General features: G+C 67.5%; 24 protein-coding genes. 10 read left to right on the plus strand and 14 right to left on the minus strand.

Annotated elements, in window-relative coordinates; all coding sequences use genetic code 11:
* Positions 1-60: 60 nt before the first annotated feature.
* On the minus strand, positions 61-432 hold the full coding sequence (locus tag ABZ345_RS44565; protein ID WP_359861350.1) for a helix-turn-helix domain-containing protein: 372 nt from the start codon (positions 430-432) through the stop codon (positions 61-63).
* A gap of 91 nt (positions 433-523) precedes the next feature.
* On the opposite strand from ABZ345_RS44565, the gene ABZ345_RS44570 reads away from it, so the two are divergent.
* Together ABZ345_RS44570 and ABZ345_RS44575 are read left to right on the plus strand one after the other, a co-directional pair.
* The gene (locus tag ABZ345_RS44570; RefSeq protein WP_359861352.1) at positions 524-910 is read left to right on the plus strand and encodes a RidA family protein; all 387 of its coding nucleotides are present in this window, start codon (positions 524-526) and stop codon (positions 908-910) included.
* Between the two features lie 54 nt (positions 911-964).
* Positions 965-1,381 (plus strand): hypothetical protein, encoded by a 417-nt coding sequence (locus tag ABZ345_RS44575; protein ID WP_359861354.1) that lies wholly within the window; start codon positions 965-967, stop codon positions 1,379-1,381.
* 3 nt (positions 1,382-1,384) lie between these two features.
* Here ABZ345_RS44575 and ABZ345_RS44580 read toward each other — a convergent pair whose 3' ends face one another.
* The 3 genes from ABZ345_RS44580 to ABZ345_RS44590 are packed head-to-tail and all read right to left on the minus strand — an operon-like array spanning position 1,385 to position 3,001.
* Positions 1,385-1,819, minus strand: coding sequence for a hypothetical protein (locus ABZ345_RS44580; protein WP_359861355.1), 435 nt, complete (start codon positions 1,817-1,819; stop codon positions 1,385-1,387).
* Positions 1,816-2,181, minus strand: coding sequence for a hypothetical protein (locus tag ABZ345_RS44585; RefSeq protein ID WP_359861357.1), 366 nt, complete (start codon positions 2,179-2,181; stop codon positions 1,816-1,818). Before ABZ345_RS44585 ends, ABZ345_RS44580 begins: the two co-directional genes overlap by 4 nt.
* 40 nt (positions 2,182-2,221) lie before the next feature.
* On the minus strand, positions 2,222-3,001 hold the full coding sequence (locus tag ABZ345_RS44590; protein WP_359861359.1) for a heparin lyase I family protein: 780 nt from the start codon (positions 2,999-3,001) through the stop codon (positions 2,222-2,224).
* A gap of 168 nt (positions 3,002-3,169) precedes the next feature.
* Between ABZ345_RS44590 and ABZ345_RS44595 the strand changes: the two genes are divergently transcribed.
* Entirely contained in the window at positions 3,170-4,201 is a 1,032-nt protein-coding gene (locus ABZ345_RS44595; RefSeq protein WP_359861360.1) for an NAD(P)/FAD-dependent oxidoreductase, read from the plus strand.
* Here the strand turns inward: ABZ345_RS44595 and ABZ345_RS44600 are convergent.
* From ABZ345_RS44600 to ABZ345_RS44630, 7 genes are read right to left on the minus strand one after another with little or no spacing between them, the layout of a single operon-like run.
* The gene (locus ABZ345_RS44600) at positions 4,198-4,743 is read right to left on the minus strand and encodes an SRPBCC domain-containing protein (RefSeq protein ID WP_359861362.1); all 546 of its coding nucleotides are present in this window, start codon (positions 4,741-4,743) and stop codon (positions 4,198-4,200) included. The genes ABZ345_RS44595 and ABZ345_RS44600 overlap by 4 nt on opposite strands.
* 40 nt (positions 4,744-4,783) lie before the next feature.
* On the minus strand, positions 4,784-5,857 hold the full coding sequence (locus ABZ345_RS44605) for a S1 family peptidase (RefSeq protein WP_359861364.1): 1,074 nt from the start codon (positions 5,855-5,857) through the stop codon (positions 4,784-4,786).
* A gap of 8 nt (positions 5,858-5,865) precedes the next feature.
* Complete coding sequence (locus ABZ345_RS44610) at positions 5,866-8,580, minus strand: AbfB domain-containing protein (RefSeq protein WP_359861366.1); 2,715 nt, start codon at positions 8,578-8,580, stop codon at positions 5,866-5,868.
* 7 nt (positions 8,581-8,587) lie between these two features.
* Complete coding sequence (locus ABZ345_RS44615; protein WP_359861368.1) at positions 8,588-9,538, minus strand: ABC transporter permease; 951 nt, start codon at positions 9,536-9,538, stop codon at positions 8,588-8,590.
* Positions 9,535-10,479: an ABC transporter permease gene (locus tag ABZ345_RS44620; protein WP_359861370.1), complete on the minus strand. Its 945-nt coding sequence runs from the start codon at positions 10,477-10,479 to the stop codon at positions 9,535-9,537. Before ABZ345_RS44620 ends, ABZ345_RS44615 begins: the two co-directional genes overlap by 4 nt.
* Entirely contained in the window at positions 10,448-11,962 is a 1,515-nt protein-coding gene (locus tag ABZ345_RS44625; protein ID WP_359861372.1) for a sugar ABC transporter ATP-binding protein, read from the minus strand. Before ABZ345_RS44625 ends, ABZ345_RS44620 begins: the two co-directional genes overlap by 32 nt.
* Entirely contained in the window at positions 11,952-12,989 is a 1,038-nt protein-coding gene (locus ABZ345_RS44630; protein WP_359861373.1) for an ABC transporter substrate-binding protein, read from the minus strand. The genes ABZ345_RS44625 and ABZ345_RS44630 overlap by 11 nt, the downstream gene beginning before the upstream one ends.
* A 133-nt stretch (positions 12,990-13,122) precedes the next feature.
* Here ABZ345_RS44630 and ABZ345_RS44635 point away from each other — a divergent pair, with 133 nt between their 5' ends.
* Both ABZ345_RS44635 and ABZ345_RS44640 read left to right on the plus strand, forming a co-directional pair.
* Entirely contained in the window at positions 13,123-14,115 is a 993-nt protein-coding gene (locus tag ABZ345_RS44635) for a LacI family DNA-binding transcriptional regulator (RefSeq protein ID WP_359861375.1), read from the plus strand.
* Complete coding sequence (locus ABZ345_RS44640; RefSeq protein ID WP_359861377.1) at positions 14,112-14,654, plus strand: hypothetical protein; 543 nt, start codon at positions 14,112-14,114, stop codon at positions 14,652-14,654. The genes ABZ345_RS44635 and ABZ345_RS44640 overlap by 4 nt, the downstream gene beginning before the upstream one ends.
* Positions 14,655-14,731: 77 nt before the next feature.
* Here ABZ345_RS44640 and ABZ345_RS44645 read toward each other — a convergent pair whose 3' ends face one another.
* Both ABZ345_RS44645 and ABZ345_RS44650 read right to left on the minus strand, forming a co-directional pair.
* The gene (locus ABZ345_RS44645; protein ID WP_359861378.1) at positions 14,732-15,463 is read right to left on the minus strand and encodes a helix-turn-helix domain-containing protein; all 732 of its coding nucleotides are present in this window, start codon (positions 15,461-15,463) and stop codon (positions 14,732-14,734) included.
* A gap of 82 nt (positions 15,464-15,545) precedes the next feature.
* Positions 15,546-15,908 (minus strand): hypothetical protein, encoded by a 363-nt coding sequence (locus tag ABZ345_RS44650; RefSeq protein WP_359861380.1) that lies wholly within the window; start codon positions 15,906-15,908, stop codon positions 15,546-15,548.
* Positions 15,909-16,091: 183 nt separating this feature from the next.
* Here ABZ345_RS44650 and ABZ345_RS44655 point away from each other — a divergent pair, with 183 nt between their 5' ends.
* Positions 16,092-18,887, plus strand: a complete 2,796-nt coding sequence (locus ABZ345_RS44655) for a BTAD domain-containing putative transcriptional regulator (protein ID WP_359861382.1) — start codon at positions 16,092-16,094, stop codon at positions 18,885-18,887.
* Between the two features lie 33 nt (positions 18,888-18,920).
* On the opposite strand, the gene ABZ345_RS44660 is transcribed toward ABZ345_RS44655, so the two are convergent.
* On the minus strand, positions 18,921-19,493 hold the full coding sequence (locus ABZ345_RS44660; protein ID WP_359861383.1) for a TetR/AcrR family transcriptional regulator: 573 nt from the start codon (positions 19,491-19,493) through the stop codon (positions 18,921-18,923).
* Positions 19,494-19,548: 55 nt separating this feature from the next.
* Here ABZ345_RS44660 and ABZ345_RS44665 point away from each other — a divergent pair, with 55 nt between their 5' ends.
* The 4 genes from ABZ345_RS44665 to ABZ345_RS44680 all read left to right on the plus strand — a co-directional run bounded on the left by ABZ345_RS44665 (position 19,549) and on the right by ABZ345_RS44680 (position 23,528).
* Positions 19,549-20,193, plus strand: a complete 645-nt coding sequence (locus tag ABZ345_RS44665) for a class I SAM-dependent methyltransferase (protein WP_359861385.1) — start codon at positions 19,549-19,551, stop codon at positions 20,191-20,193.
* 120 nt (positions 20,194-20,313) lie between these two features.
* On the plus strand, positions 20,314-21,042 hold the full coding sequence (locus ABZ345_RS44670; protein ID WP_359861387.1) for a sulfite exporter TauE/SafE family protein: 729 nt from the start codon (positions 20,314-20,316) through the stop codon (positions 21,040-21,042).
* Between the two features lie 23 nt (positions 21,043-21,065).
* A complete protein-coding gene (locus tag ABZ345_RS44675; protein ID WP_359861398.1) occupies positions 21,066-21,947 on the plus strand; it encodes a ricin-type beta-trefoil lectin domain protein in 882 nt (293 codons plus the stop codon).
* A gap of 882 nt (positions 21,948-22,829) precedes the next feature.
* Positions 22,830-23,528: a hypothetical protein gene (locus ABZ345_RS44680; protein ID WP_359861389.1), complete on the plus strand. Its 699-nt coding sequence runs from the start codon at positions 22,830-22,832 to the stop codon at positions 23,526-23,528.
* The last annotated feature ends 332 nt before the right edge of the window (positions 23,529-23,860 follow it).

Below are 23,860 nucleotides of genomic sequence, written 5' to 3' on the forward strand. Positions count from 1 at the left end.
ACGGTGCAGGTGGACCAGTTGGCCGCCTCCACGCGCCCCTGCACAACCACCAATCGGTGACTATGAAGCTGAGTGACCAAACCGGCTGCGGGCCTCCTCGATCTCCTCCAGATACCGGGTGGTCCAACTGCACATCGCGTCGACCGCGACCCGCAGCGCCTGCCCCGGCTCGGTGAGCGTGTAGTCGACCCGAGGCGGCACGGTGGGGTGCAGGACCCGCACGACCAGCCCGTTGCGCTCCAGCAGCCGCAGGTTCTGCGTCAGCATCTTGTGACTGATGCCGTCGACCTCGACCTTCAGCTCGGTGAAGCGCTTCGTGGAGTCGCCGATCGTTTCGATGATCAGCAACGCCCACTTGTTCGCGATGTCCGAGAAGATCTCGCGCGCCAACGAATCCGCACGGGCGATGTCGCCGCTGAGCTGCTTGCTCACCTTTTGGTTCCCCACTCACGAAAAAGTGCGTTCTTCCAGTTCAGCGCTCACTCTCCTACGGTTACCGAGTAACCACAAGAGAGGAAAGCAAGTGGCTGTCACCCTGATCAACCCCGAAGGCTTGCCGGAGATCGACGTCTACCACCACGTGGCCGTCGCGACCGGGACGAAGACCGTCTACTTGGCCGGACAGGTCGACTGGAGCGGGGACCCGGACTTCGCCAAGCAGGTCGAGAACGCCTATGTGAACGTGCACACCGCGCTCAAGGCCGCCAACGCCTCCTTCAAGGACCTCGTGCACGTCCGGGTCTACGCCGTGGGCTGGACGCCGGACAAGATGCCCGAGCTGCTCAAGGGCATCGAGAACGCGATGACCCGCACAGGCGAGAACGTGAAACCGCCCGCCACGCTCATCGGTGTGGCCACGCTGGACGTCCCGGAGCACCTGGTCGAGGTCGAGGCCATCGCGGTCGTCTGATTTACCGGTGGCTAACCGGCGCGGCGGAGGCTCCTCTCGAACGAGAGGAGCACCATGCGCAAGATCCTGGCCGCGGCAGCCGTCGCCGCCGCCGCGTCGACGTTGCTGAGCGGCACCGCCCACGCCGAGTCCAACCAGTACTGCAACAGCGTCACGCAGATCGGTTCGACGGCCTATGTGATGAACTTCGACACAAAAGTGGCGTCGGTGAAGCAGTTCAAGGGCTGCGGCAAGAACTTCTCCTACATCTACGTGTGGGACCAGTGGATCGCGAGCCACGGCAGGGACTTCACCCTCCGCACCCACATCCTGACCCGCGACAACAACTCGCACGGCTACAAGACGGGCGCGCGGGGGCAGCGGGAGCTGTGGGGCGGTCCCGCGGACACGATCGACGACTGCACGCGTGCGCACGGCGAGGTCGACGGCAGCAGCTACTTCCTGTTCGCCAAAACGAGCGAGCGCTGCTGAGCGTCAGCAGAACTCGGCAAGGCCGTCGGTCACCCTGACCGTCACGGTGGCGCGCCCGTCCGGACTGTGCCGGGCGGGCCCGTACTCGGCCAGCAACGTCTTGCCGGCCCTCACGTTCGTGTCGTAGGCCCGGATGTGTTGCGCGCACTTGCAGTCGTGGTCGAGCGGGGCCGGGCACGCGAACACGGCACGCAGCCGGTCGACGTCCGCGGTGACGAGAATCCCCGACCACACCATGATTTCGTCTTCCTCGCCGAACACCACGAAGTCGTCGTAGCTGAACGACCGAAGCTCGCCGATGTCGCAGGCAGCGCAGAACAACACGCGCGTGTAGTCGTGCATCCGCTCGTACGGCCCGCGTTCCCGGACGCCGATGACGAGTTCCTGTTCGCCGTGGCAGATCAGGCAGTTGTCCGACGGCTCGTGCCACCTGCTCATCGGCGCGCGTTGATCAGCAGCGCGAGCCCCGCGGACAGCGCGATGAGAGCGCTGACAACGAGCTGGTTGAGCCAAACGGCCCAAATCCCGCCGTCTCCCGCACTCAACGCCACGATGACCAGCCACAGCGCCAGAGCGATCGTGACCGGTTGCGCCAGCGGCACGTCCAACGGGGCCATCGCCCGCACCATGCCGAGCAGCATCACCACGACGGCCAGGCCCATCGACCACCAGTAGGGCCGGAAAGCGTGCTGTGACGCGCTGAAGTGCAGGACCGGTGGCGCGGCGATCAGCCACACACCTGCCAGGAAGGCGGTGACACCGGCCCTGCTCTCGAACGTGCGTCCGCGTAGATCCCCCACGCGAGTAATTCTCACCTCCGGACGCCCTCCAGGGAACACCTCATTCGTTTCGGTACGCCTTCATGTTCCGCAGCAACAGATAGGTGTCCTGCAGTTGCCCGGCGTCACCGAGCGACCGGTAGATGCCCCACTTCGGATGGGCCTGGTCACCACCGAGCCAAGTGTCGAAGTTGGACCGCGACGCGTTGACGACCGTGGTTCCGCCGTCCTTCAACGAGAAGCGCACCGAGCCTGACCCGTCGGCGACCTTGATCTCGATCTCGACGTCGATCCACTTGTTGCGCAGCGGGGCGAGCGGCGTGCTGCCGAGCTTCGCCTGTCCCGCACCGAAGAGCCGCATCTCGACCGTCTCGTTCGAACCCGAGCGGAACAACGACATGGTGACCACCGGTGAGGCGACGCCGGTGTGCTTGACCTGGAAGATGTGCGTGAAGCTCGTGGTCCCCTTCAACGAGCTGGGGATGTACATCTGGTAGGTGTAGCGCCAGGTCTCGCCCTTCTTCATGTCGTGGCGGGTGCTGCCGGTCTGGATAGCGCGGACCTCCTGGCGCTGCCGGTCCGAACCGTCCCGATCGGACTTGTGCATCACGAACCGGTACTGGTCGCTCTCGGCGAAGATGTGCGTGGCCGACGGATGCGAGTTCGAGCGGTCGTCCTCGATGCCCACGAACGCCTTCAGCCCGACCGACCCGGGGTTCGGAGCCCACTTCTGCACGAACGCCATCGCGCCCACGTCCGCGGACGCGACCCCGGCCACGAACGGCGTCGCCGCGATGGCGAGCGCTCCTCGCATCGCCGTGCGGCGGTTGAACAGCTCCATCAGTTCCTCCTCGAACCAGGGCGGCGGTTCGAGGCGGCGGTACTGACCACGATCTGCGACAGACCTCCGATGTGTCAAGGGCTCGCATCTGTGGAGGAACCGTGCAGATCCGGTGAAGGTGTTGCCGGGAAACGGGAACCGCCCGGTCAACCGGTTCTACGGTCAGGCATGGACACCGTGGATGTTCTCGTCGTGGGCGCCGGGCTGGCCGGGCTCAACACCGCCCGGTTGCTCGCGGAGGCAGGCCTCGACGTGGCCGTGTGCGAACGCCGGACGAGCCTGGGCACCGGCATCCGCACGACCGGGATCTTCGTCCGGCGCACGCTCACCGACTACGAGGTGCCGCACCTCGGTCCTGCGGTGCGGCGTGTGCTGCTCTACCCGCCGTCGCTGCATGAGCCGGTCGAGCTCGTGAGCGCTCGCGACGAGTTCCGGGTGGGCGACATGGCGGGCATCTACGCCCAGGCCGTCGAGGACGCCGAACGGGCCGGTGCGCGGGTCAGCCTCAACGCGAGCTATCCGGTGAAGGCGACGAGGGCCCGGTTCACGATCGGCGCGGACGGCGCCCGCTCGACGGTCGCCAGGCAGCTCGGCCTCGACGTCAACCGGCAGCTGATCACCGGCATCGAGGAGGTCTACCCGATCAGATCCGGCTCGACTCCGACGTTCCACTGCGTCGTCGACCCACGGCTCGCGCCCGGTTACATCGCCTGGGTCATCGACGACGGCGAGCACGCGCACGTCGGTCTGGCAGGACGTGCCAACCGGTTCTCCGCGCCGCTCCCCCAGCTGCTGCAACGGTTCCGCGACAGCTTCCCCACGCCCGAACCCGCCGGGCCGGTCAAGCGGCGTGGCGGGCCGATCCCGGTCGGCGGGCTGCTGCGCAGGATCGTGTCGCCAGCGGGGCTTCTGGTCGGCGACGCGGCGGGAGCGGTCTCGCCGCTCACCGCCGGCGGGCTCGACCCGTGCATGCGGATGTCCGAGCTCGCCGCCTCGGTCACGTTCGACTACCTGCGCAGCGGCAACAAGTACGTCCTGGAGCACTACGACGCTGCCGCGATGCGCCGCCGCTACCGCATCCGTTCAGCGATGCGGCGCGGCCTGTCGCTGGTCCGCGAGCCGAGCCTGGCCGAGCTGGCGTTCACAGGGCTGCGCACGCCGGTCGGCAAGGCCGTGGCCAAGCGGATCCTGTTCTCCTAGAACGACTCCGCGACCCGCTTCAGGGCGGCGTTCTCGGCCTGCATGCCGTCCCGCATCGCCTTGCCCATGAAGTGGTCCGCACCCCCGGACAGGATGCCGTCGATCAACAGTTCGTTGGAGACGAGCACGGTCCCGTCCGGCTGCGTCGTGAGCGTCCGGCACCGCTGGCCGTAGACGAACCAGGCGTTCCACCCGGCGTCCTTCCAGCAGAAACGCCGACCAGGTACACCGTTGAGCACGGTGTGCTTCGCGGCCATCTTGGTCGAGCCGAGGAGGACGTCGACCTTCACCTCGTCGCCCGGCGAGGTGCCGCCCACGGCCTTGGTCACCCACGGGTTCCAGCTCGCGTAGCCCGCGAAGTCGGTGAGCAGCCCGTAGATGCGTTCCTGCGGCGCCGAGATGACGGTGTCGACCCGGTAGACCACCGAGTGCGCGCCGGGTTCTCTCGGGTCCAGCGGAGAGCCGCTCACCAGCATCGCGAACACCAGACCGGCTGCCAGCACGTCGACCACCTCGAAGAAGATCCACCGGGACGCAGACATGAAGAAAATACGCGTTCGCGTCCCGGTGGACATCGGCCGATCAGGCGGTCAGCAGCCGCAGCCCGTAAACACGCAGAATCTCGTTGACGGGCTGGAACCACGTGCGGCCGCCGCTCGAGCAGTTGCCGTAGCCGCCGGACGTCACGCCCTGCGCCTGGTCACCGGTGATGAACGAACCACCCGAGTCGCCCGGCTCCGCGCACACGCTCGTGCCGACCATCTCGTAGACCGCGCCCTGCTGGTAGTTCACGGTCTCGTTGCGGCCCTGGACGACTCCGCAGTGCCAGTGCGAGGTCGAGCCCGATCGGCACACCGAGGTGCCGGGCGGGGCCTCCCACGAACCGCGCACCAGAGCGTCGCTCACCTGGCCCCAGCCGAGCACGACCGCCACGTTCCACCAGCCGCCGCCGGTGCGGACCCAGCCGTAGTCGTTGGTGGGGAACGAAGAGCCGACGAACTCACCCTGCCACGACCGGTCCCAGCCGTAGACGTTCCAGGCGCCGACGTTGCAGTGCCCGGCGGTCACGTACCCGCCCTGCACGGAGAACCCGATCGAGCACCGGACGTTGCCGGTGTAGAACGGGTCGCCGCCGACGGTGCCGGCCGCGAACGTCTGCGGCTTCTGCACACCTTCGGTGTTGACGACGACATCCTTGGGCAGACCTGAGAGATCGGCCCCTGGCAGGGCGTCGACCACCACGGCGCCGCGCTGGACGTCGACCCGCCACCCGGCGACGTCCTTCGACACCGACCCTGCCTTCGACAGTCTGTCGATGCCGTTCTTCACGGCGTTCAGCGAGGCGAAGGTCTTCGTGCGGAGAACTGGTTGTGCTCCAGCGGCTTTCACCGCGTCGATCTTCGCTGGATCCGTCACCGCGACCTGGAGCTTGCCGTCGGCGAACCAGCTGCCGCCGTACGCGTCGGCGGCGGCTTCCTGGGCGGTCGGCGCGATCTTCAGCGCCACCTTCTCGTCGCGGATCCTGGTCAACGCCTGCGCGGCGCTGATCCCGAAGTCGCGGCTCATGGCGTCGACGACCTCAGCGGAAGCCGCCGCTACAGGGACTGTGATCGTGCTCAACACGATCGCGGACACGGAAACTATGCGTAGCAGCATGTTCTCTCCTACGGTGCCCAGGGCGAGCTCACGGCCCAGCTCACGTCCTGGTTGTACGAGGCAGGGGTGTCGTACGTGTGCGCGCCGCCGTTCGAGGCGACCCAGACCTCCTCCTGGTAGTGGCGGATGTTGGTGCCGAGCTCGTTCACCGACTCCAGCCGCACCCCACCGTCGCCCGGCTGGGCGCAGAACGTGGCGTCGCGGCGGAAGAGGTCGGTGTTGTCGTTCGCGTTGAGGCGGACGCGGAAGTCCGCGTGCCGCAGGTAGTTGCCGGGGAAGTTGCGGGACTCGAGCGAGTAGCAGGTCGGGTCGGCGAGTCCGCGCCTGATCACGAACGTCGAGTCCGCCTTCAGCAGCGCATCGCTCGCGCTCGTCACGACGTCGGTGCGCGCCAAGCCGTCGCGGTGACGCAGGTAGCGGTCCGTGAAGCCCGGTGTGGTGACCCGGAACGACCTCGCCTGGTCCAGCGGCAGGTCCGCACCGCTGCGCCACAACGCGATGCCGATCGCCCACGTGGTGTCCGCAGCGAAACTCGCCGGGGTGTCCCAAGGGTTCGGGCCACCGCTGCGCGCCAGGTACACGTTCTCGTTGAAGTGCCTGATGAAGCTGCCTCGGACGTTGTACGACTCCAGCGCGGTGCCGCCCGAGCCTTCCCTGGCACAGAACGTGGCATCAGCGGCGATCGTGCCGTCATTGCGGTCCTTGCGGATTCTTCCGTTGCTGTGCCTCAGGAACTCGCCGGGGAAGTTCCGCGACTCGAACGAGTAGCAGGCCGCGTCGGCGAGTCCGGGACGCACGCGGAAGGTGGCGTCCAGCCGGGCGATGTCCGTGCCGATCACGTCGGTGCGGGCCAGGCCGTCCTGGTGGCGCAGGTAGCGGTCGGTGTAGCCGGTCGTGGTGACGCGCAACGACACCAGGTCGTCGGGTCCGATGGTCGTGCCTTTTGCGACCGCCAGGACCTTCTGGTTGATGGCGCGCACACGGGACTCGGTCATCTTCAGCACGCGGCGGTCGTAGGTGTAGAAACCGTTGACCTCGTTCTCCACGTCGTACGGTTCGGTGTAGACGGACGCGGAGAGCCCGCGCGTGTGCACCAGCCGTGCGACCTGCTTGACGATCTCCTCGTACCGCTTGGTCAGCGACTGCTCGTCCGGATACAAAGCGCCATAAGCGAATCCCTTGCCGGGCTCGTACTCGTGTCCGGTGACCCGTCGTCCCAGACCGCCGAACTCGCCCAGCATCGCGACCCTGTTGGTGTCGGGCAGCCGGTTGCCCGTCGTGATCTGGTACGCGTGATCGTCGATCACGTCACCGTTGCCCGGATCGGGATCCGAGACGCAGCAGTTGGAGCCCGAGTTGTGGTTGATCAGCCTCGTGTTGTCGATGCCGCGCACCAGGTTCACGATCCGGCCGGCGTCGTACTCGCCCCAGCCCTCGTTGAACGGCACCCACTGCACGATCGACGTGATGCCCTTGAGCTGGTCGATGATCCTGCGCAGCTCGGATTCGTAGTTGGCGTGGGAGTTCGGGACCTCGTCGACGGCGTCCACGGCGGGCATGTCCTGCCACACCATCAGGCCGAGCCGGTCCGCGTGGTAGAACCAGCGCGCCGGTTCGATCTTGATGTGCTTGCGGACCATGTTGAACCCCAGGGCTTTCTGGCGTTCGAGGTCCCAGCGCAGGGCCTCGTCGGTCGGCGCGGTGTAGATGCCGTCCGGCCAGTAGCCCTGGTCGAGAGTGCCCTGCTGGAAGACGAACTTCCCGTTGAGCAACGGCCGCATGACGCCGCCGACCACCGCCTTGCCGAGCGAGCGCATGCCGAAGTAGCCGGTCACGACGTCGCCGCCGGCCAGCGTCACCTTGAGGTCGTACAGGAACGGGTCGTCGGGCGACCACAGCCGGGCGTTGGGCACCGGAACTCGCAGCGAGGTGCCGGTCGTGCCGGTCTGCCTGCCGACCACCTGCCCGCCGCTGAGCACCTCGGCGGTGACCGACTGCCCCGCGGTGCCCTGCACGATCAGGTCCAGCGCGCCCGCCGGCACGTTCGGGGTGGTGTCGAGGCGCGTGATGTTGGCGCCGCGCACCGGTTCCAGCCACACGGTCTGCCAGATGCCGGACGCCGCGGTGTAGAAGATTCCGCTCGGGTTCCTGCGCTGCTTGCCGATCGGGTAACGGCTGCCGTCGATCGGGCTGCTGACGCCCACGATGATCTCGTTCGCGCCCGCGGTGAGCGCTGGCGTGATGTCGAACGAGAACGCGTCGTAACCGCCGGTGTGCGTGCCGACCTGTCTGCCGTTGACCCAGACCCTCGTCTCCCAGGTGACGGCACCGAAGTTGAGCTTGACGTTCCGGCCGTTCCAGGTGGACGGAACGGAGAAGGTGCGGCGGTAGAACATGTTGTCCTCGTGCCGTTTGATGCCCGACAACGCGGACTCGATCGGGTACGGCACGAGGACACCTTCGGCCAGCGGCCTGCCGAAGGGCGGACTGGTCAGGTTCGGCGCTCCGGCGAACTCCCAGACACCGTTGAGGTTCTGCCACTCGGTGCGGACGAGCTGCGGGCGCGGGTATTCGGGCAGGGCGTTGGCAGGCGACACCTGGTCTGTCCAGGGTGTCGTGAGAGGAGGGGTTTTCCGCACCCACTCCACGGCGTGCGCTGTCGGTACGACTGTGGTGGCTGTGATCAGGATTCCGACCAACACGCTCAGGACGCGTCTGGTCATGATGCTCCTATCTCCGCAGTACTCGTTGCAGGACAACGACGATGAGCAGGAACACCCCGCTCACCACTGACTGGTAGTTGCTGTCGAGCGTGCCGATCTGGTTGATGACGTTCTGGATGACCTTGATCAGGCCGACGCCGATCACGGTGCCGAGGACCGTGCCCATGCCGCCGGTCAGCAGGGTGCCGCCGATGACCACGACCGCGATGGCGTCCAGTTCGGTGCCGACGCCGATGACCGTGACGCCGGACTGCAGATAAGCGGCGGTCAGGGCGCCGGCGAGGCCCGCCAGCGTGCCGCTCGTCGTGTAGACGAGGATCTTGGTCCTGGCGACGGGAACACCCAGCAGGACGGCGGACTGCTCGGCGCCGCCGGTGGCGAACACGTTCTGGCCGAACGTGGTCCGGTTCAGGACCAGACCGCCCACGACCGCCAGCGCGGCCGCGATGAAGATCGGATAGCCGAAGCCGAACACCGTGCCGCGGCCGAGTTCGACGAACGCGCTGTCCGGCGGGATCTGGTACGTGGTGGCGCCCTCGTCGGTGATGGCGAGCAGAAGTCCGCGGGCGAACAGCAGAGACGCCAGCGTGACGATGAACGGTGCCATGTTCGTGCGGGCGATCAGCAGGCCGTTGATCAGCCCGATCGCACCGCAGACGAGCAACGGCAGTGTCAGCGCTGCCAGAAACCCGTACTGCGAGCCCCAGGCCGCCAGCACGCCGCCGAGGGCGTAGAGCGAGCCGACGGACAGGTCGATGCCACCGGTGATGATCACGAACGTCATGCCGAGCGCGATCACCGCGAGGAACGAGCCCTGCAGGGCGAGGTCGCGCAGGTTGTCGAGGCTGCCGAAGCGCGGGAACACCAGCCACGACACCGCCACCATCACGATCAGCGCTACGGCGGCGCCCTGGCGTTGCAGGACCTTGGTTCTCGTCGCCTTGGTCAGGGTGGTCATCGGCGCTCCCGTGCGACGTACACGGCGGCGACGATGATCGCGGCCTGGATCATCTGCGCGAGGGAGTCCGGCAGGTTGTGCTTGATCAGCGTGGCCCTGACGAGCTGCATCAGGACGACTCCCATGACCGTGCCGAGAACGCGCACCTTGCCGCCGGTGAGCGGGGTTCCGCCGACGACCACCGCGGTGATCGCGGACAGTTCCATGAGCAGGCCCATGTCCGCGGGGTCGCTGGCGGCGAGCCTGGACGTGGCCAGGACACCGGAGACTGCCGCGAGCACACCGCAGATGGTGTAGACGCCGATCAGCACCCGGTCGACCGGCAGACCGGCCAGGGTGGCCGCCTTGCGGTTGCCGCCGACCGCGACGAGCTGACGTCCGAACGTCGTCCGGTTGGTCACGGCCGCGACTGTTAGCGCCAGCACGCCTGCGATCAGCACGCTGATGGGAATTCCCAGCAGGTCGTCAGTGCCGAGTGCCAGGAACGCCGGGTCGTGCAGCTGCACCAGCTGGCCGTCCGCGATGACCAGCGCCAGGCCTCGCCCTCCCACCAGCAGCGCGAGTGTGGCCACGATGGGCTGAATGCCGACCTTGGCGACGAGGAAGCCGTTGAAAGCTCCTGCTGCCAGGCCGATTGTGAGCGCCATCAGGATCGCGGTGAGCGGCCCGGCGCCGAGGTAGAGCGGAATGATCGCGGCGGCCAGCGCCATGACCGCGCCGACGCTCAGGTCCACGCCCTCGGTGCCGATCACCAGCGCCATGCCGAGGGCGACGATCAACACGGGCGCGGCCTGGACGAGCTGGGTGCGGAAGTTGCCCGCGGTCAGGAAGTTGGCCGTGAACAGGGCGTTGAACAGCAGCAGCGCGACGACGGCGACGTAGACACCGTTGTCCTGGAGCCAGCGTGTTCTAGTGGCTGTTCTGGTGGCTGTCAGCGTCATCCATCACCTCCGCCGCGATCGCCGTGAGCACGTGCTCGCGGGTGAGCTGGGCTCCCTCCAGCTCCCCCGCGACCTCCCCGTCCCGCAGCACGATGAGCCGGTCCGCGCCGTCGAGCAGCTCGTCCAGCTCGGAGCTGATCAGCAGCACCGCCAGTCCTTCCTTCGCGAGCTCGTCGATCAGCGCCTGGACCTCCGCCTTGGCGCCGACGTCGATGCCGCGCGTGGGTTCGTCGAGCAGGAGGATCTTGGGTTCGGTGCACAGCCATCTGGCCAGCAGCACCTTCTGCTGGTTGCCGCCGGACAGTTCGGCGACCTTCTGCTCCGGGCTGGAAACCTTGATGCGCAAACGTTTGACGAACGCGTCGACGATCCGGTCCTGTCTGGCCCGGCTGATCACGCCGAACCGGCTCAGCCTCGGCAGGGCGGCCAACACGATGTTCTCGCGCACCGAGAGGTTCGGGATGATCCCCTCGGTCTTGCGATCCTCGGCGAGCATGCTGATGCCCGCCCTGGTGGCCGCTTTGACGTTGCGTGGCACGGGTTTGCCCGCGACGAGCACCGTGCCGCGATCGAGCGGGAGGGCGCCGATGATCGCTTTCGCGGTCTCGGTGCGTCCCGATCCGAGCAGGCCAGCCAGGCCGACCACCTCGCCGGGCCGGATCGAGACGTCGATGTTGTTGATGCGCGGCTTGCTGGTCAAGTCCAGTGCCTCGAGCACAGGCCGGGTGTCGGCGTGGTGACCTTCGCCGAACGCCGTCGTGCCGTGCTTCTGGATCTCGTTGACCGACCTGCCGAGCATCAGCGAGATCAGCTCGATGCGCGGAAGTTCTGCGAGGGGACCACTGTGAACGCTCACCCCGTCCCTGAGGACCGTGACGGTGTCGCAGATCCGGTAGAGCTCGTCCAGCCGGTGGCTGACGTAGATGATCGCGATCCCCGACTCGTGCAGCCTGCGGACCACTTCGAGCAGTGTCTCGACCTCGCGCGGCTCCAGTGACGACGTGGGCTCGTCCATGATCACGACGTCCGCGTCCGCCTCGACCGCCCTGGCCAGCGCGACCATCTGCTGCTCGCCGACCGCGAGTGTCCCGAGTGGACTGCGCACGTCCGCCGTGATCCCGTAGCTCTGGAGGAGTTCCTTCGCTTCGGTGTCGCGGCGGGCGCGGTCGATGAGGCCGAGGCGGTTGCGCGGCTCCCTGCCCAGGAACAGGTTGGCGGCCACGCTCATCAGCGGGACGAGGTTGACCTCCTGGTAGATCGTCGAGATCCGGCCGTTCCTGGTGACCCGGCCGCCGTCCGGGCTGTGGATGCCGGTCAGCACCTTGATCAGCGTCGACTTGCCGGCGCCGTTCTCGCCGACCAGCGCGTGGATCTCGCCTCTCTTGAGCGTGAAGTCCACGTCGTGCAGGGCGCGCACGCCGGCGAAGGTCTTCGTGACGCCGGCGATCTCGATCACCAGACCAGGAGACGTGTCAGTAGGCATTGCCGAGCTTCTGCGCCGCGTTCGTGCTGTCGTACTCGTCGTCGGAGATCACGATGTTCTGCGGGATCTCGTCGCCCTTGGCGAACTTCTCCAGCGTCTCGAACGCGAGCGGCCCGAACCGCGGGTTGGACTCGACCACCGCGGTGTAGCTGCCGTCGGCGACGAGCTTCACGGCGTTCTGCGTGCCGTCGATCGACACGATCTTGATGTCCTTGCCGGGCGTCTTGCCCGCGGCTTTGAGAGCGGTGACAGCGCCGACGCCCATCTCGTCGTTCTCGGCGTAGACGGCGGTGATGTCGGGGTTGCTCTGGATGAGCTGCTCCATCACGACCTGGCCCTTGGACCTGTCGAACTCGCCGGTCTGCTCGGCCACGACCTGGAGACCGCTGCCGGCGATCCCGTCCTTGAAGCCCTTGGTGCGGTCGACCGTGACGTTGTTGCCCGACGCGCCCAGCAGGATCGCGACCTTGCCACTGCCACCGGTCGCCTTGATCATCTGCTTCGCCGCGCGTTTTCCCTGCTCGACGAAGTCACTGCCGATGAACGTCAGGTAGTCCGTGCAGGGCTGCGAGGTCACCTTGCGGTCGATGGTGATCACCGGGACCTGCTTGGCCTTGGCGGCGTCGAACGCGGGCTGCAGCCCGTCGGAGTTGAGCGGCGCCACGATCAGCAGCTTCGCTCCGCGGTCGAGCAACGACTTGATGTCGCTGATCTGCTTGTTGAGGTCGCTCTGCGCGTTGGTGAAGAGCAGGTCGACACCCTTCTTGGCGGCCTCGTCCTTGATCGACTGCGTCTCGGCGGTGCGGAACGGGTTCGCCTCCTTCTCCGACTGGCTGAACCCGACCGTGGCGCCCTTGACGTCGACCTGCGGGTACCCCGTTTTGCTGCGCGAGCAGCCGGGCCCCGCACTCTGCTGCGGCGCGGCACTGGCGGCGGGTCCGCCACTGGTCGTGGTCTGCGGGCTCTCTCTGCTGGTGCAGCCGGTGACGATCAGGGCGGCAACGGCGATGAGCAGGATGCGAGACATCGTTGGCTCCTACACGGGCTGTGCGTGGTCGCGCTCTCACCGCTAGATTTGCATCGTTGTTCCAACGATGTAAAGGCCGAGACTTCCCGGTACTTTTCCCGGGACGAATCTCGGTCCTTTCCGCAGGGAGGCAGTGTTGGCCACGCTCAAGGACGTCGCCCGGCTGGCGGGCGTCTCGGTGAAGACCGTGTCGAACGTGGTCAACGGCTACTCGTTCGTCAAACCCGACAACCGCGCGCGCGTCGAGGCCGCCCTGGAGGCCACCGGCTACCGCCCCAACCTGGGCGCCCGCAACCTGCGCCGCGGCCGAACGGGCTTCATCGCGCTGGTCCTGCCCGAGCTCTCGATCCCGTACTTCGCCGAACTGGCCGGCCTCGTGATCGCCGCCGCCCAGGAGCACGAGTGGAACGTGCTCATCGAACAGACCTTCGGCACCCTGACCGGCGAGCGCCTGGCGATGGCCTCGCTGGGCCCGCACCTGGTGGACGCCGCGATCCTGAGCCCGGAGGCGTTGCACGTAGACGACTTCCAGCTCTCGATCCCCGCCGTCATGCTGGGCGAGCACGCCGTGGACGTCCCCCTGTCCCGCGTCGGCATCGACAACGTCGCCGCCTCGACTTTCGCGGTCCGCCACCTGATCTCGCTGGGGCGTAAGCGGATCGCCGCGATCGGCGCGCATCCGCAGCGCAGTACGGCGGCACTGCGTCTGGAGGGCTATCGGGCAGCACTTGCCGAAGCCGGGTTGCCTTTCGACTCCTCGCTGGTAGTGCCCGCGCTGAACTACCACCGCGCGGACGGTGCCGCCGCGATGAAAGCCTTGTTGGACATGCGAAACCCGCCCGACGCCGTCTTCTGCTTCAACGACCTGCTGGCCGTCGGCGCGATGCGCACTGCCGCCGAGCGTTTCGTGCGCGTGCCTCGCGACCTGGCCATCGTGGGGTTCGACAACAACGACGAGAGCGCCTACAGCTCGCCGTCCCTGACTTCGGTCGCCCCTGACAAGGCCGCGATCGCGCGGGCGGCCGTCGACCTGCTGCGGCAACGGGCCGACTCGCCCGATCTCGCCATGGACGACGTGCAGACGCCGTTCTCGTTGCAAGTCAGGGAAAGCACGGTGGCTCGGTGAAGTTCGGCCCGGACCACATCGCCTTCACGACCTATGCTTTCCCGTGGGCGAGCGTCTATCCGCATGGAGTACTTCGCGCTTCCGACATCCGCGACGCCTACGTCGAGGCCGGGCCGCTCGAGATCCGGACTCGCTCCGGTGAGACGTTGTTCGCGTCGTGGGACCACAAGGCCGCGCTGGTCCAGTTCTGCGAGCGCCATTCCATTCCGCTGGTTCGGCGCCTGGACGTCTGGGGCAACCTGTTCGAACCGTTTCTGGACACGGAGTTCGGAGCTGAGCACGAGGCCGCCACCGATGCCCGGTTGCGGGCGGCCGGGCTGCCGCAGCCCGAGATCGACTCCATCCGGGCGCGGCTCGCACCGCTGATGCGGGCCTACAACTTCGACAGCGGGCTGTGGGAGTGGTGCGACCTCGGCCTCTACGACCTGCTCAACGCGTTGAACGGCACCCTGGTCGACCGCGCGCTGCTGCCCGCTTTGGAAGACCTGGGTGAGGTCTACCGGTGGGCGATGGAGATCGCAGACCTGCCACAGCGGTAGGTGACAGGAGGCCCCTCGCACATTCGCTGTCTGACCGCGTCAGGCGTCCACATCTCCCTGTGAAATACGTGCGGGGGTCACAGCGGCATCGCCCGTTCCCAGAGCATGTCGAACATCACGGCCAACGCGGTGACCAGGGCCTCCGACCGTTGCGGCACCACGTGGCCGTCGTGTGGACCGTGCTGGACGAGAGCGACTCGTCGATCGGCGATGACGAGCCTCATCGGTACACCGGTCAGCACCCGTGCCTCCGCGCCAGAGGTCGCTGCGCGCCGCTTCTCGACCTGGCGCGCGATGGACGAGCCGTCGCTGTCGTAGATGGTCCGGCGGCGCACGCGAGAGGCCCGCGACTCCAGTGGCCCGCTGCCGCCACGATCGGTGAGGTCAGGCAGCCGATCCAGGATCAGCAACTCCTCCGCGGCGGAGTGCTCGAGCCGACGGAAGGACCGCTCGGTGGTCTGCCAGCCGGACGCGAGCGGGGCGGACGACTCCGTTGCCGACGGCCGGATCTGCGGCGCCAGCAGCATTGTCACCAGCCGCGCGTGTTCAACCTGCTCGCGGTGACGGCGGGCGAGCACTTCCACCGCGAGTGCGGGCGGAACGGCGGAGCGGCGAACCGGTCTGCTGGTGACCTTCACCAGCAATCCCTTCTCCTCCAGAGATCTGAGGACCACGCGGAGTTCGCTGCGCCCCAGCGGCATCAGGTACGCCAGCTCCGCGAAGGTGAGCTCGGACCGGCCCAGCAGGACCTCGTACACGCGCTGTTCGGGTTCGCTGACGCCCAGACTCTGCAGATCTGGTGTGGACACTGCGCTCCTAGCCGGGCTGGTCACCGGTGATCGTGACGAGAAGCCCTGCCACGGCCGGAAACCGTGGCAGGGCGGGACGACGTCAGCTCTGCGACGACGCCGGCATGGGCGGCGGAATCGTGCACACCGAGGTGGTGACCGCGAACGCGACGTACCGGTCGTCCGCGACCTTGTTCGACTTCACCTCGGTCGACTTGTCCACGCAGGTGGCTTTGGTGGCGTCGGTGAACTGCTTCTCGTGCTGCGCCGCCACGGCCTTGGCCTCCGCCTCGGCTCCGCTGCGGGTCTCGTCGTCGGCGGCTCCCTGGAAGTGCAGGGTCAGCTCGACGGGCTTCGGCGGTTCCGGCGGAGTGGGCTCGGCGTGCGCCGTTGCCACTGCGACCAGGGAGAGGAACAACGCGGACGCGCCCGCGGCAAAGACGTGACGTGCAGGGATCTTCGGCATGACCTGTACTCCAATTCAGGGCTGATCGGTCGTTCGGCGGCCCGCTGTGATCCGCTGGACGCGTTGCGAGCAGGGGTGTTCCGACGCGTCCGGCAGACGACTCGAATGCTGCCCGGAAGGTGTGGAGAACTGATTCAGACGAGTTTCAACCGGGCTGAATGTCCCCCTGGTAGGCATGTCCGCATGGCACAGATCCACTTCGGGCTGCTCGGTCCGCTGCGGGCCGAGCGGGACGGCGGTGAGCTGTCACTCGGTGCCGCCAAGCAGCGGGCGGTCCTGGGCGTGCTGCTGCTCGGAGCAGGCCGCGCCGTGTCCCGTGACGAGATCATCGCGGGAGTGTGGGGTGAGCACGCTCCCACCAGCGCCGCCAACCTGGTGGCCACCTACGTCGTGGGGCTTCGCCGTGCGCTGGAACCGGACGAGGTAATCGAGTCCGTGCCGGGCGCTGGATACCGGCTGCGCGACGGTTCGTACGTGACGGATCTCCAGCTGTTCGAAGCGGATGCTGTGAGAGCACGTCAAGCGCGGGATGGCGGAAGTCTGGACGGGAGCGCGGTTTTCTTCGAGACCGCGCTGAGCTGGTGGCGCGGGACCGCACTCGACGGAGTCCCCGGGCCGTGCGCCGAGCAGGCCCGCCTGGACCTGGCGGAGCGCAGGCAGGCGGTGGTGGAGGAACGGATCGAGGTGAATCTGGCCAGGGGCCGGTACGCCGAGTGCGTGCTGGAGCTCGCCGCGCTGGTCGAGGCGCATCCGTTGCGGGAGCCGTTGCACAGGATGCACGTGCTGGCTCTCTTCGGCGCTGGCCGCAAAGCCGAGGCGGTCGCGGCTTTTCACCGCGGCAGGCGAATCATCGTCGACGAGCTGGGAGTGGAGCCCGGCGCTGCACTGCGGGAGCTGCATCAGCGGATCCTGGACGACGACGTGCCCGTTCTCTCGACCGGTGTCGCGCCGGAGCCGCACCAGCTGCCCGCGGACGTCCCCGGTCTGGCCGGACGCGACGGCGAGCTCGCGATGCTGACCGACCTCCTGACCGACCCGCGGGCCGGGCGGGTCGGAGTGATCTCCGGGCCGGCCGGTGTCGGGAAGACGGCATTGGCGGTGCACGCGGCGCGGCGGGTGATCGACCGCTTTCCCGACGGCCAGCTCTACCTCGTTCTCGGACCGCGGCGGACACCGGGCGAGGTGCTCCACCGGGTGCTGACCGACCTCGGCGTCCGGGAGGATCGGCTGCCCGAGGACGATGACCAACGCGCAGCAATGGTGCGCACGATGCTCAGCGGCCGCCGGGTCCTGTTGGTGTTCGACGACGTGCACGACGTCACGCAGGTGGCGCCGGCACTGCCGGGAGACGGCGGTTGCGCGGTGCTGATCACCAGCCGTGCGCGAATCTGTACCCTCACAGGCGCTCGCGTGGTCCGACTCGCCCCGCTCGACGCGGACACGTCGGCTGATCTGCTGGGACGCCTGGCAGGCCGCAGCCGCCTGGCCTCCGACCCGGAGGTCGCCGCACGGATCGTCGGGTTGTGCGGGGGACTCCCCCGCGTGCTCCTGGACATCGGGTCGTGGTTGGCGAGCAGGCCGGACTGGCCGGTCGCGGCGTTCCTGAACGGCGTCGCACAGCGGGTCTCGACGACAATGCAGTACACAGTGGACGGTGAACGCGCGCTCGTGCCGGGCGACGCCCACCGAGCGTTCCGGCTGCTGGGTTCGTTGCCCGGTGCCGTGGTGCACCCGCACACGGCGGCGGCCGTGCTCGAAGTTCCTTTCGACGTGGCCGAACGAGCGCTCGAACTGCTGACCGACCAGCACCTGCTCGAACCGGCCGCGCCGGACGGTTACCGGTTCACCGCCGTGCTGCAGCTGGCCGCACAGCTCGAGGCGAGCCGCCACGAGCGGCCGACGGTGCTGGACGCCCTGCGCGCCAGAGCACTGGACTTCTACCGGTGGGCCGCCTACCAAGGGGAATCGTTGTGGAGACCCACGCGGCGCACCGAAGCGCCGCGCAATCGGCACAGCCTCTCGTTTCGCACCGCCGCGGAGGCGTCGCACTGGTGGGAAGGCGAACGGGCCAACGTGACCGCGCTGGTTCGCGCGACCGCGGGCCGTCCCGGCACCGATCCGCGCGAACTGGCGGCACTGCTCGGCCACCTGCGGGGATACCTGCACCGCAAAGGCCACTGGCAGGACTGGCAGTCGCTGGGCGAGGCCGTTCTCAGCGCGGGTACCGAACGAGGCGACCGCCACGTCGAGGCGACCGCGTTGCTGGAACTGGGCACGCTGGCCGGGCTCCGCGACGAGACCGGCAAGGCGGAGATCCAGCTCGGCCGCAGCATCGGCATCTTCCGCAACCTCGGCGACGACCTGGGCGTCAGCCGGTCACTGAACAACCTCGCGGTCATGCACAACAACCGCTGGCGCCACACCGAAGCCGCTCGACTGCTGAACGAGTCCCTGCGGCTGCAACAAGCCCTCGGTGATCAGGAGGGCGAATGCATCTCGCTCGACAACCTGGCGCGGCTGCACCTGGCGCGGAAGGAATCGGCGCAGGCGATCGCGTGTTCACGGCGAAGCATCCGGCTCTGCGAGGAGAACGGCACCGAATACCTGACCGTCGTGCCCCTGGCCGTCATCGGTGAGGCCCACTCCACCGCCGGGCGACACGCGGAAGCGCTGACGCACTTCCGCCGAGCGGTGCGGGTGGCGCGCGACAGCACCAACCCCTACCGGGAGGCGCACACCCTCTTCGAACTCGGCGAGGCCGAGCACGAGGCCGGCGTGACCGGCCGCGCCCGTGACTCGCTCGAGTCGTCACTCGCCCTGCACAACGAACTCCACGACGCCGTCGGCACCGTCAGAGCCCTCACGTCGCTCGCCGTCGTGCTGGACGATCTCGGCGACCACCGGGGCGCCGCGCACCGCCGGGCCGAGGCGGAGGAGCTGCGGAGGTCGTCGCAGCCGGACGTCGATCCAACGGCCTAGTCCGGTATCCGCGGACCGGCGTCGGCCGACCGGTCAGAGTCGTTCGAGGAAGCGGTCCACCAGTTCGTCGGTGAACGTTCGGGACACGGGGCCGCCGGTGATCAGCACGCGGTAGTAAACGGGGCCGACGAGTTCGTCCACGGCGAGATCGAGGTCTGTATCGACCGAAAGCTCTCCGCGGTCGATCGCCCTTCGCAGCGGCAGCAGGTCTCGCACGCGCTGCTGCCCCAGGTAGCCGGCGCGCAGCCGGGCCGCCAGAACGGGATCGTGTTGCGCCTCGCCGACAAGCGCGCGGAACACCACGCCGGAGTCGTTCTCGGTCAGGAACTGGGCGAGGTGGGCGAGGTGGGCGCGCAGGTCTAGCGCGAGGTCGCCGTGGTCGGGCGGCGTCAGGTGCTGCTCCATGTCCTCCGCGAAGGCGTCCATCAGGATGTCCACTTTGGACTTCCACCAGCGGTACACGGTCTGCTTGGCCACGCCCGCGCGAGTGGCGATGCCTTCCACGGTCACGCCGGCGAACCCGCGTTCGACGAGCAGCCCGTCGGCGGCCTGCAGCACGGCTCGGCGCGCCTCTTCACTGCGTCCGTGCCGGTTTCCGTGATGCATCGACGATCTCCCGAGCAGCTAGGCAAGACGCAACGTTGCGTCTACTCTAGCTCGAGTGACCACTACGTTGCACAGCGCGGGCGTCCGCACAGCACTTGCACGCATGTTCGCCGCCGCCGAACTCGACGAGAGCACACGCATGCCCGTCTCACCGTCGGCCTCCGCCCAGGAACGGGCGGACCTGCTGCAGGATCTCTACCTGCCGATTTCGCCGAGGGGTGGCGACTTGCTCTACTCGCTGGTCCGCGCCGGCAGGCCGGAGACGGTCGTGGAGTTCGGCACCTCGTTCGGCATCTCCACGATCTACCTGGCCGCCGCCGTCGCGGACAACGGCACGGGCCACGTCTACGGCACCGAGATGAGCAGGACCAAGATCGGCCACGCTCGGGCCAACCTCGACGAAGCCGGTGTCGGCGACCACGTCACTCTCCTCGAGGGTGACGCGCTGGAGACCTTGCAGGACATCGACGGCCCGATCGGACTCGTGCTCCTGGACGGGTGGAAGGACCTATGCCTCCCAGTGCTCCGGCTACTCGAACCACGGCTGACGCCTGGGGCCCTGGTGGTCGCCGACGACAACACGTTCCCCGCCATGGCCGACTACCTCGCCTACGTCCGCGAACCGGCAAACGGGTACGTGACGGTCGACTTCCCGGTCGAGGACGGCATGGAGATCAGCTGCCGAGCCGTCACGGCCTGAGCCGGGAGATCGCGACTTGCCGCGCGGGGTGCGGGTGGGCTTGCTGATGGCCTACCCGGCGTTTCCCGTCGATCTTGTGCCGGACTTCCTGAACCGCACGCCACCGCTCTCCGAGGGGTGATGGGTCTGATGGTGGAGGTGCTGCTGGCGTCGGTGGCGGCGTTCGGGCTGGCGGTGCTGTCCGCGGTGGCCGGGTTCGGCGGTGGGGTCCTGCTGTTGCCGGTGTTCACCGCGCTGTTCGGGCTGCGTGCGGCGGTGCCGATGCTGACGCTGACTCAGCTGTCCAGCAACGGTTCCCGCGTGTGGTTGAACCGCGGTGAGCTGCGCTGGCCGGTGATCGGCTGGTTCGCACTGGGCGCGATCCCGTGCGCGGCCGTGGGAGGTCTGCTGCTGGCGCGGGCGCCCTTGGCTCCGTTGAAGGTCATGCTCGGGGCGTTCCTGATCGGCGTGGTCGTGTGGCGACGTGTCCCCCGCACCCAGCGCCGTCCGCCGACGGAACCGGTTTTCGCCGTGGTGGGCGCGGCGTCGGGTCTCGGGTCGGCGTTGCTGGGGTCGGTCGGTCCGCTGACCGCGCCGTTCTTCCTCGCTGCCGGGCTGACCCGTGCCGCCTACATCGGCACGGAAGCTGCCAGCGCGCTCACCCTGCACCTGACCAAGATCGCCTCCTATGGTGTCGGAGACCTGCTCACCAGCCGTGTGGTGCTCTATGGCCTCGCGCTCACTCCCGCCACCCTGGTCGGCACGTGGATCGGTAGGAAGGTCGTCGGCCGGATCAGTGACCGGGTGTTCGTCGTGCTCGTCGAAGCCGGGCTGCTGCTCGCGGGTGTCCTGTTCCTGATCGGATTCTGACCACACGGGCTTTGTCAGCTTCAGTGTCCTCGTGCTGCTCAGGTCCAGCCGGTCAGCGGTGGACGAGTCCCGGCGACGGCACGTTGCGGGTGCACGACAAGTGCCTGGACATCAACGGTGGCGACAACTTGACACCGGTGATCTTCGTGGCGTGCAACGGTGACGACACCCAACAATGGACCGCACGGCACGACGGCACCATCGTGAACGCGTCGGCCAACCGCTGTCTGGACGCCTTGTTCGGCGACACCGCGAACGGCACCGACCTCGTGATCGCCGACTGCGACCGGGAAGCCACATGCAACGGTGGTCAAGGTCAGCTAGCCCGTGTCGGTCACAACAACCTGCCAGCAGTCTCCGCACTGATGTCGACAGCGCAACGTCGCGGTGGTGAGGTCCGTCCTGGGTGCTCCTGTGCCGAAGAAGCCCAGGACGACGAGATCGGCACAGCCTCGCTCCAGCGGAAGAAACATGGCTCCGCGCCAGCGCCCACCGCACCGTGGTCGGTGGCCGGGCAACGGCACGCCGGCCAGCCTGCCGTCCTCGGTCGTCAGCCCCGCGACTTCGCCGTCGACGATGCGGACGTCAAGGAGACGCGCGCGTTCCTCGTCGGTCAGCTCGATCACGTTGGGGAAGGACACCACGTCCTTGGACCACTGCAGCGCGCATGGCTCGGCCGCATACGTGAGCAGGCGAAGGCTGGCGCTTCCCAGTGGCCGGTTCGCCTCGCCGTCCACGAACAGCTTCATCACGCGGATCAGCTTCGCCGGATCGTCGGGCGCGGCCGCGAGACTGGTTTGCACGACCCTCTTCGAGCCGTGTCGGCGGAGTTGCACACCGTCGAGCTGCCCGCTGCGTATGTGCGCATCCGGTGTGCGCAACAAACATCAATCGTGACGACGTGAACCTCCGAGCAGCCGGCCAGAGCACGGGTGACAAGCAGCCCACGTGCCATGGACGCCAGTCGAGCGATTCAGTGGGCCATGGAGGCCTTCAGGTGCCTTTGCGTCCATTCGCCGCGGAGACGCGTCTATACACATCGACCTAGTACATTCTTCATGGAATAGCGCAGCTCAAAGGCAACTTTCCAATCAGGCATCTATATGTGACTTGGATCACATGGGACGCTCCTATGATGGTCGTTGCGGCGGCCGAACACATCGGCCGGAGCACCCAGGCCCTGCTGTTGGTAGCGGTTGAGCGCTGGGTTTGGGTGGAATCCGCTGGAGACGGATTCCACCACGAACGTCGCGCCCCGGATGGCGCATCGCCATCCGGGGGCATTCGTGCATGTGGACACCGGTGGACACCCGCGTGATCGCGCATCTGGTCAGCACCCGCGCGCTGTGGTGAAATCCGGCCTATCACCCGATCGGGTGCCGCTGTTCCAACGGTCTCCAGCCGCTTCAGTGGCACCTCAGTCAAAGACTCAACCGCTACCAACGAAGCCGTCAGTGCTGTTGCAGCGCAACAGCACTGCTCGGTCTCACAGAAGGGCTCCGCGTGTACGCCCCCAACCATCGCGAGCAATCGCGCGGCCGGTTCGCTTGGGCCGACGTCCCGGCGCTCTGCATGGCCTTCGCCGCCGCCTGGTACTTAACCCGTTACGAGAACTATTCAGTTCCGATGGCCGTCATCACGTCCGCAACAACTCTCGGGTTGTTCACAGCCGCGTTGTCGGCACCGAGATGCGCTCGACGGGTCGTTGCACTGCTGGCCTCCATCGGCGGCGCATCGACGCCAGCGCCTGTCGATTCGATCATGAATGAGGCGACCAGGTAACGGCGATGACCGCAGAGAAATACCTGACCGTGCAGCGGACCATGCTCAGGGCGGACTCGGCCACCGAGTTTCGCTCTGTGCTCAACCGCATCCGCAAAGAGGCTGGGCTGAGCTGCGGGCAGATCTCCGTGAAGGCGAACATCCCGCGCAGCCAGGCGTACGCGCTAGTCGATCCCAAACGCACAGGCCTGCCGAGCAAACCCGACCAGGTGATCGCATTTCTCAGGGCGTGCAACCTCTCGCCGATGCACACGGACATCGTCATGGACCGCCTGCGCGAACTCAAGCAGCACCAGGCTCCGAACACCTCCGTGCTCGAGTCGTCGGTGGCGATCAGCCACCACGACCCAGTCAGTTCATCACCACTCGAACCGCTGCCCGCCGCAACCACGCCACCGCGATCCGAAATCACCAACGACGACATCGTCCTGCGCATGGGCAAGCTGGCGTCCACTCGCAGGACGAGCAACACCACGCTCACCCACCTCGCGCACTACGTGCTGGCCAGCGACGAACGCACCAGAAGGGCCTCCCGGCTGATGCTGAGCCTCGGCTTTGCACTCTTCTTGGTGCTCGTGGCACTTGGAGGCGTGCTGATCCTGGTACCAGACGCCATTCGGGCATGGGTCGTCGGCGGCGTCGGCGGATCGATCGCGCTGTGCATCATCTTCGCCATGAGGGCGCTGGCCCGGAATTACCACTGAGACTGCAGAGACCCTTGACCGCGGCCGGCCGTTCAACAGCCTGCAAGGGACGCCGGCCAAGGCACAGAAGGGGCGAACTTCGCCAGAAATGCTCGGCTCCACGTCCGACTCGATCTTCCCATTTCCGCCACCACTCACGGTCCCGCAGTCGAATGTGTCCTACGCGTCATCTGAGACAAAGCGGGGCTGACGGCCCTCACTTTTCGGTGCCTTCAATCGTCCTGGCTCCGGACACTAAGTGCCGGATCTGCCACCCCAAGGCTTCCAACCTTCAACGGCTTGGGAGCAGGCAGTGGGAGCAAACTGGGAGCGGAGCTACGCACTGAATTGAC

The organism is Lentzea sp. NPDC005914 (assembly GCF_040629405.1).
Lineage (GTDB): Bacteria > Actinomycetota > Actinomycetes > Mycobacteriales > Pseudonocardiaceae > Lentzea.

What these genes read in the sequence shown, in the direction of transcription:
- ABZ345_RS44650 (WP_359861380.1), bottom strand. Translation starts at nt 15,908, where the DNA reads ATGCCGAAGATCCCTGCACGTCACGTCTTTGCCGCGGGCGCGTCCGCG.
- ABZ345_RS44660 (WP_359861383.1), bottom strand. Translation starts at nt 19,493, where the DNA reads ATGCATCACGGAAACCGGCACGGACGCAGTGAAGAGGCGCGCCGAGCC.
- ABZ345_RS44580 (WP_359861355.1), bottom strand. Translation starts at nt 1,819, where the DNA reads ATGAGCAGGTGGCACGAGCCGTCGGACAACTGCCTGATCTGCCACGGC.
- ABZ345_RS44630 (WP_359861373.1), bottom strand. Translation starts at nt 12,989, where the DNA reads ATGTCTCGCATCCTGCTCATCGCCGTTGCCGCCCTGATCGTCACCGGC.
- ABZ345_RS44590 (WP_359861359.1), bottom strand. Translation starts at nt 3,001, where the DNA reads ATGGAGCTGTTCAACCGCCGCACGGCGATGCGAGGAGCGCTCGCCATC.
- ABZ345_RS44655 (WP_359861382.1), top strand. Translation starts at nt 16,092, where the DNA reads ATGGCACAGATCCACTTCGGGCTGCTCGGTCCGCTGCGGGCCGAGCGG.
- ABZ345_RS44680 (WP_359861389.1), top strand. Translation starts at nt 22,830, where the DNA reads ATGACCGCAGAGAAATACCTGACCGTGCAGCGGACCATGCTCAGGGCG.
- ABZ345_RS44610 (WP_359861366.1), bottom strand. Translation starts at nt 8,580, where the DNA reads ATGACCAGACGCGTCCTGAGCGTGTTGGTCGGAATCCTGATCACAGCC.
- ABZ345_RS44625 (WP_359861372.1), bottom strand. Translation starts at nt 11,962, where the DNA reads ATGCCTACTGACACGTCTCCTGGTCTGGTGATCGAGATCGCCGGCGTC.
- ABZ345_RS44575 (WP_359861354.1), top strand. Translation starts at nt 965, where the DNA reads ATGCGCAAGATCCTGGCCGCGGCAGCCGTCGCCGCCGCCGCGTCGACG.
- ABZ345_RS44620 (WP_359861370.1), bottom strand. Translation starts at nt 10,479, where the DNA reads ATGACGCTGACAGCCACCAGAACAGCCACTAGAACACGCTGGCTCCAG.
- ABZ345_RS44615 (WP_359861368.1), bottom strand. Translation starts at nt 9,538, where the DNA reads ATGACCACCCTGACCAAGGCGACGAGAACCAAGGTCCTGCAACGCCAG.
- ABZ345_RS44605 (WP_359861364.1), bottom strand. Translation starts at nt 5,857, where the DNA reads ATGCTGCTACGCATAGTTTCCGTGTCCGCGATCGTGTTGAGCACGATC.
- ABZ345_RS44600 (WP_359861362.1), bottom strand. Translation starts at nt 4,743, where the DNA reads ATGTCTGCGTCCCGGTGGATCTTCTTCGAGGTGGTCGACGTGCTGGCA.
- ABZ345_RS44595 (WP_359861360.1), top strand. Translation starts at nt 3,170, where the DNA reads ATGGACACCGTGGATGTTCTCGTCGTGGGCGCCGGGCTGGCCGGGCTC.
- ABZ345_RS44670 (WP_359861387.1), top strand. Translation starts at nt 20,314, where the DNA reads ATGGGTCTGATGGTGGAGGTGCTGCTGGCGTCGGTGGCGGCGTTCGGG.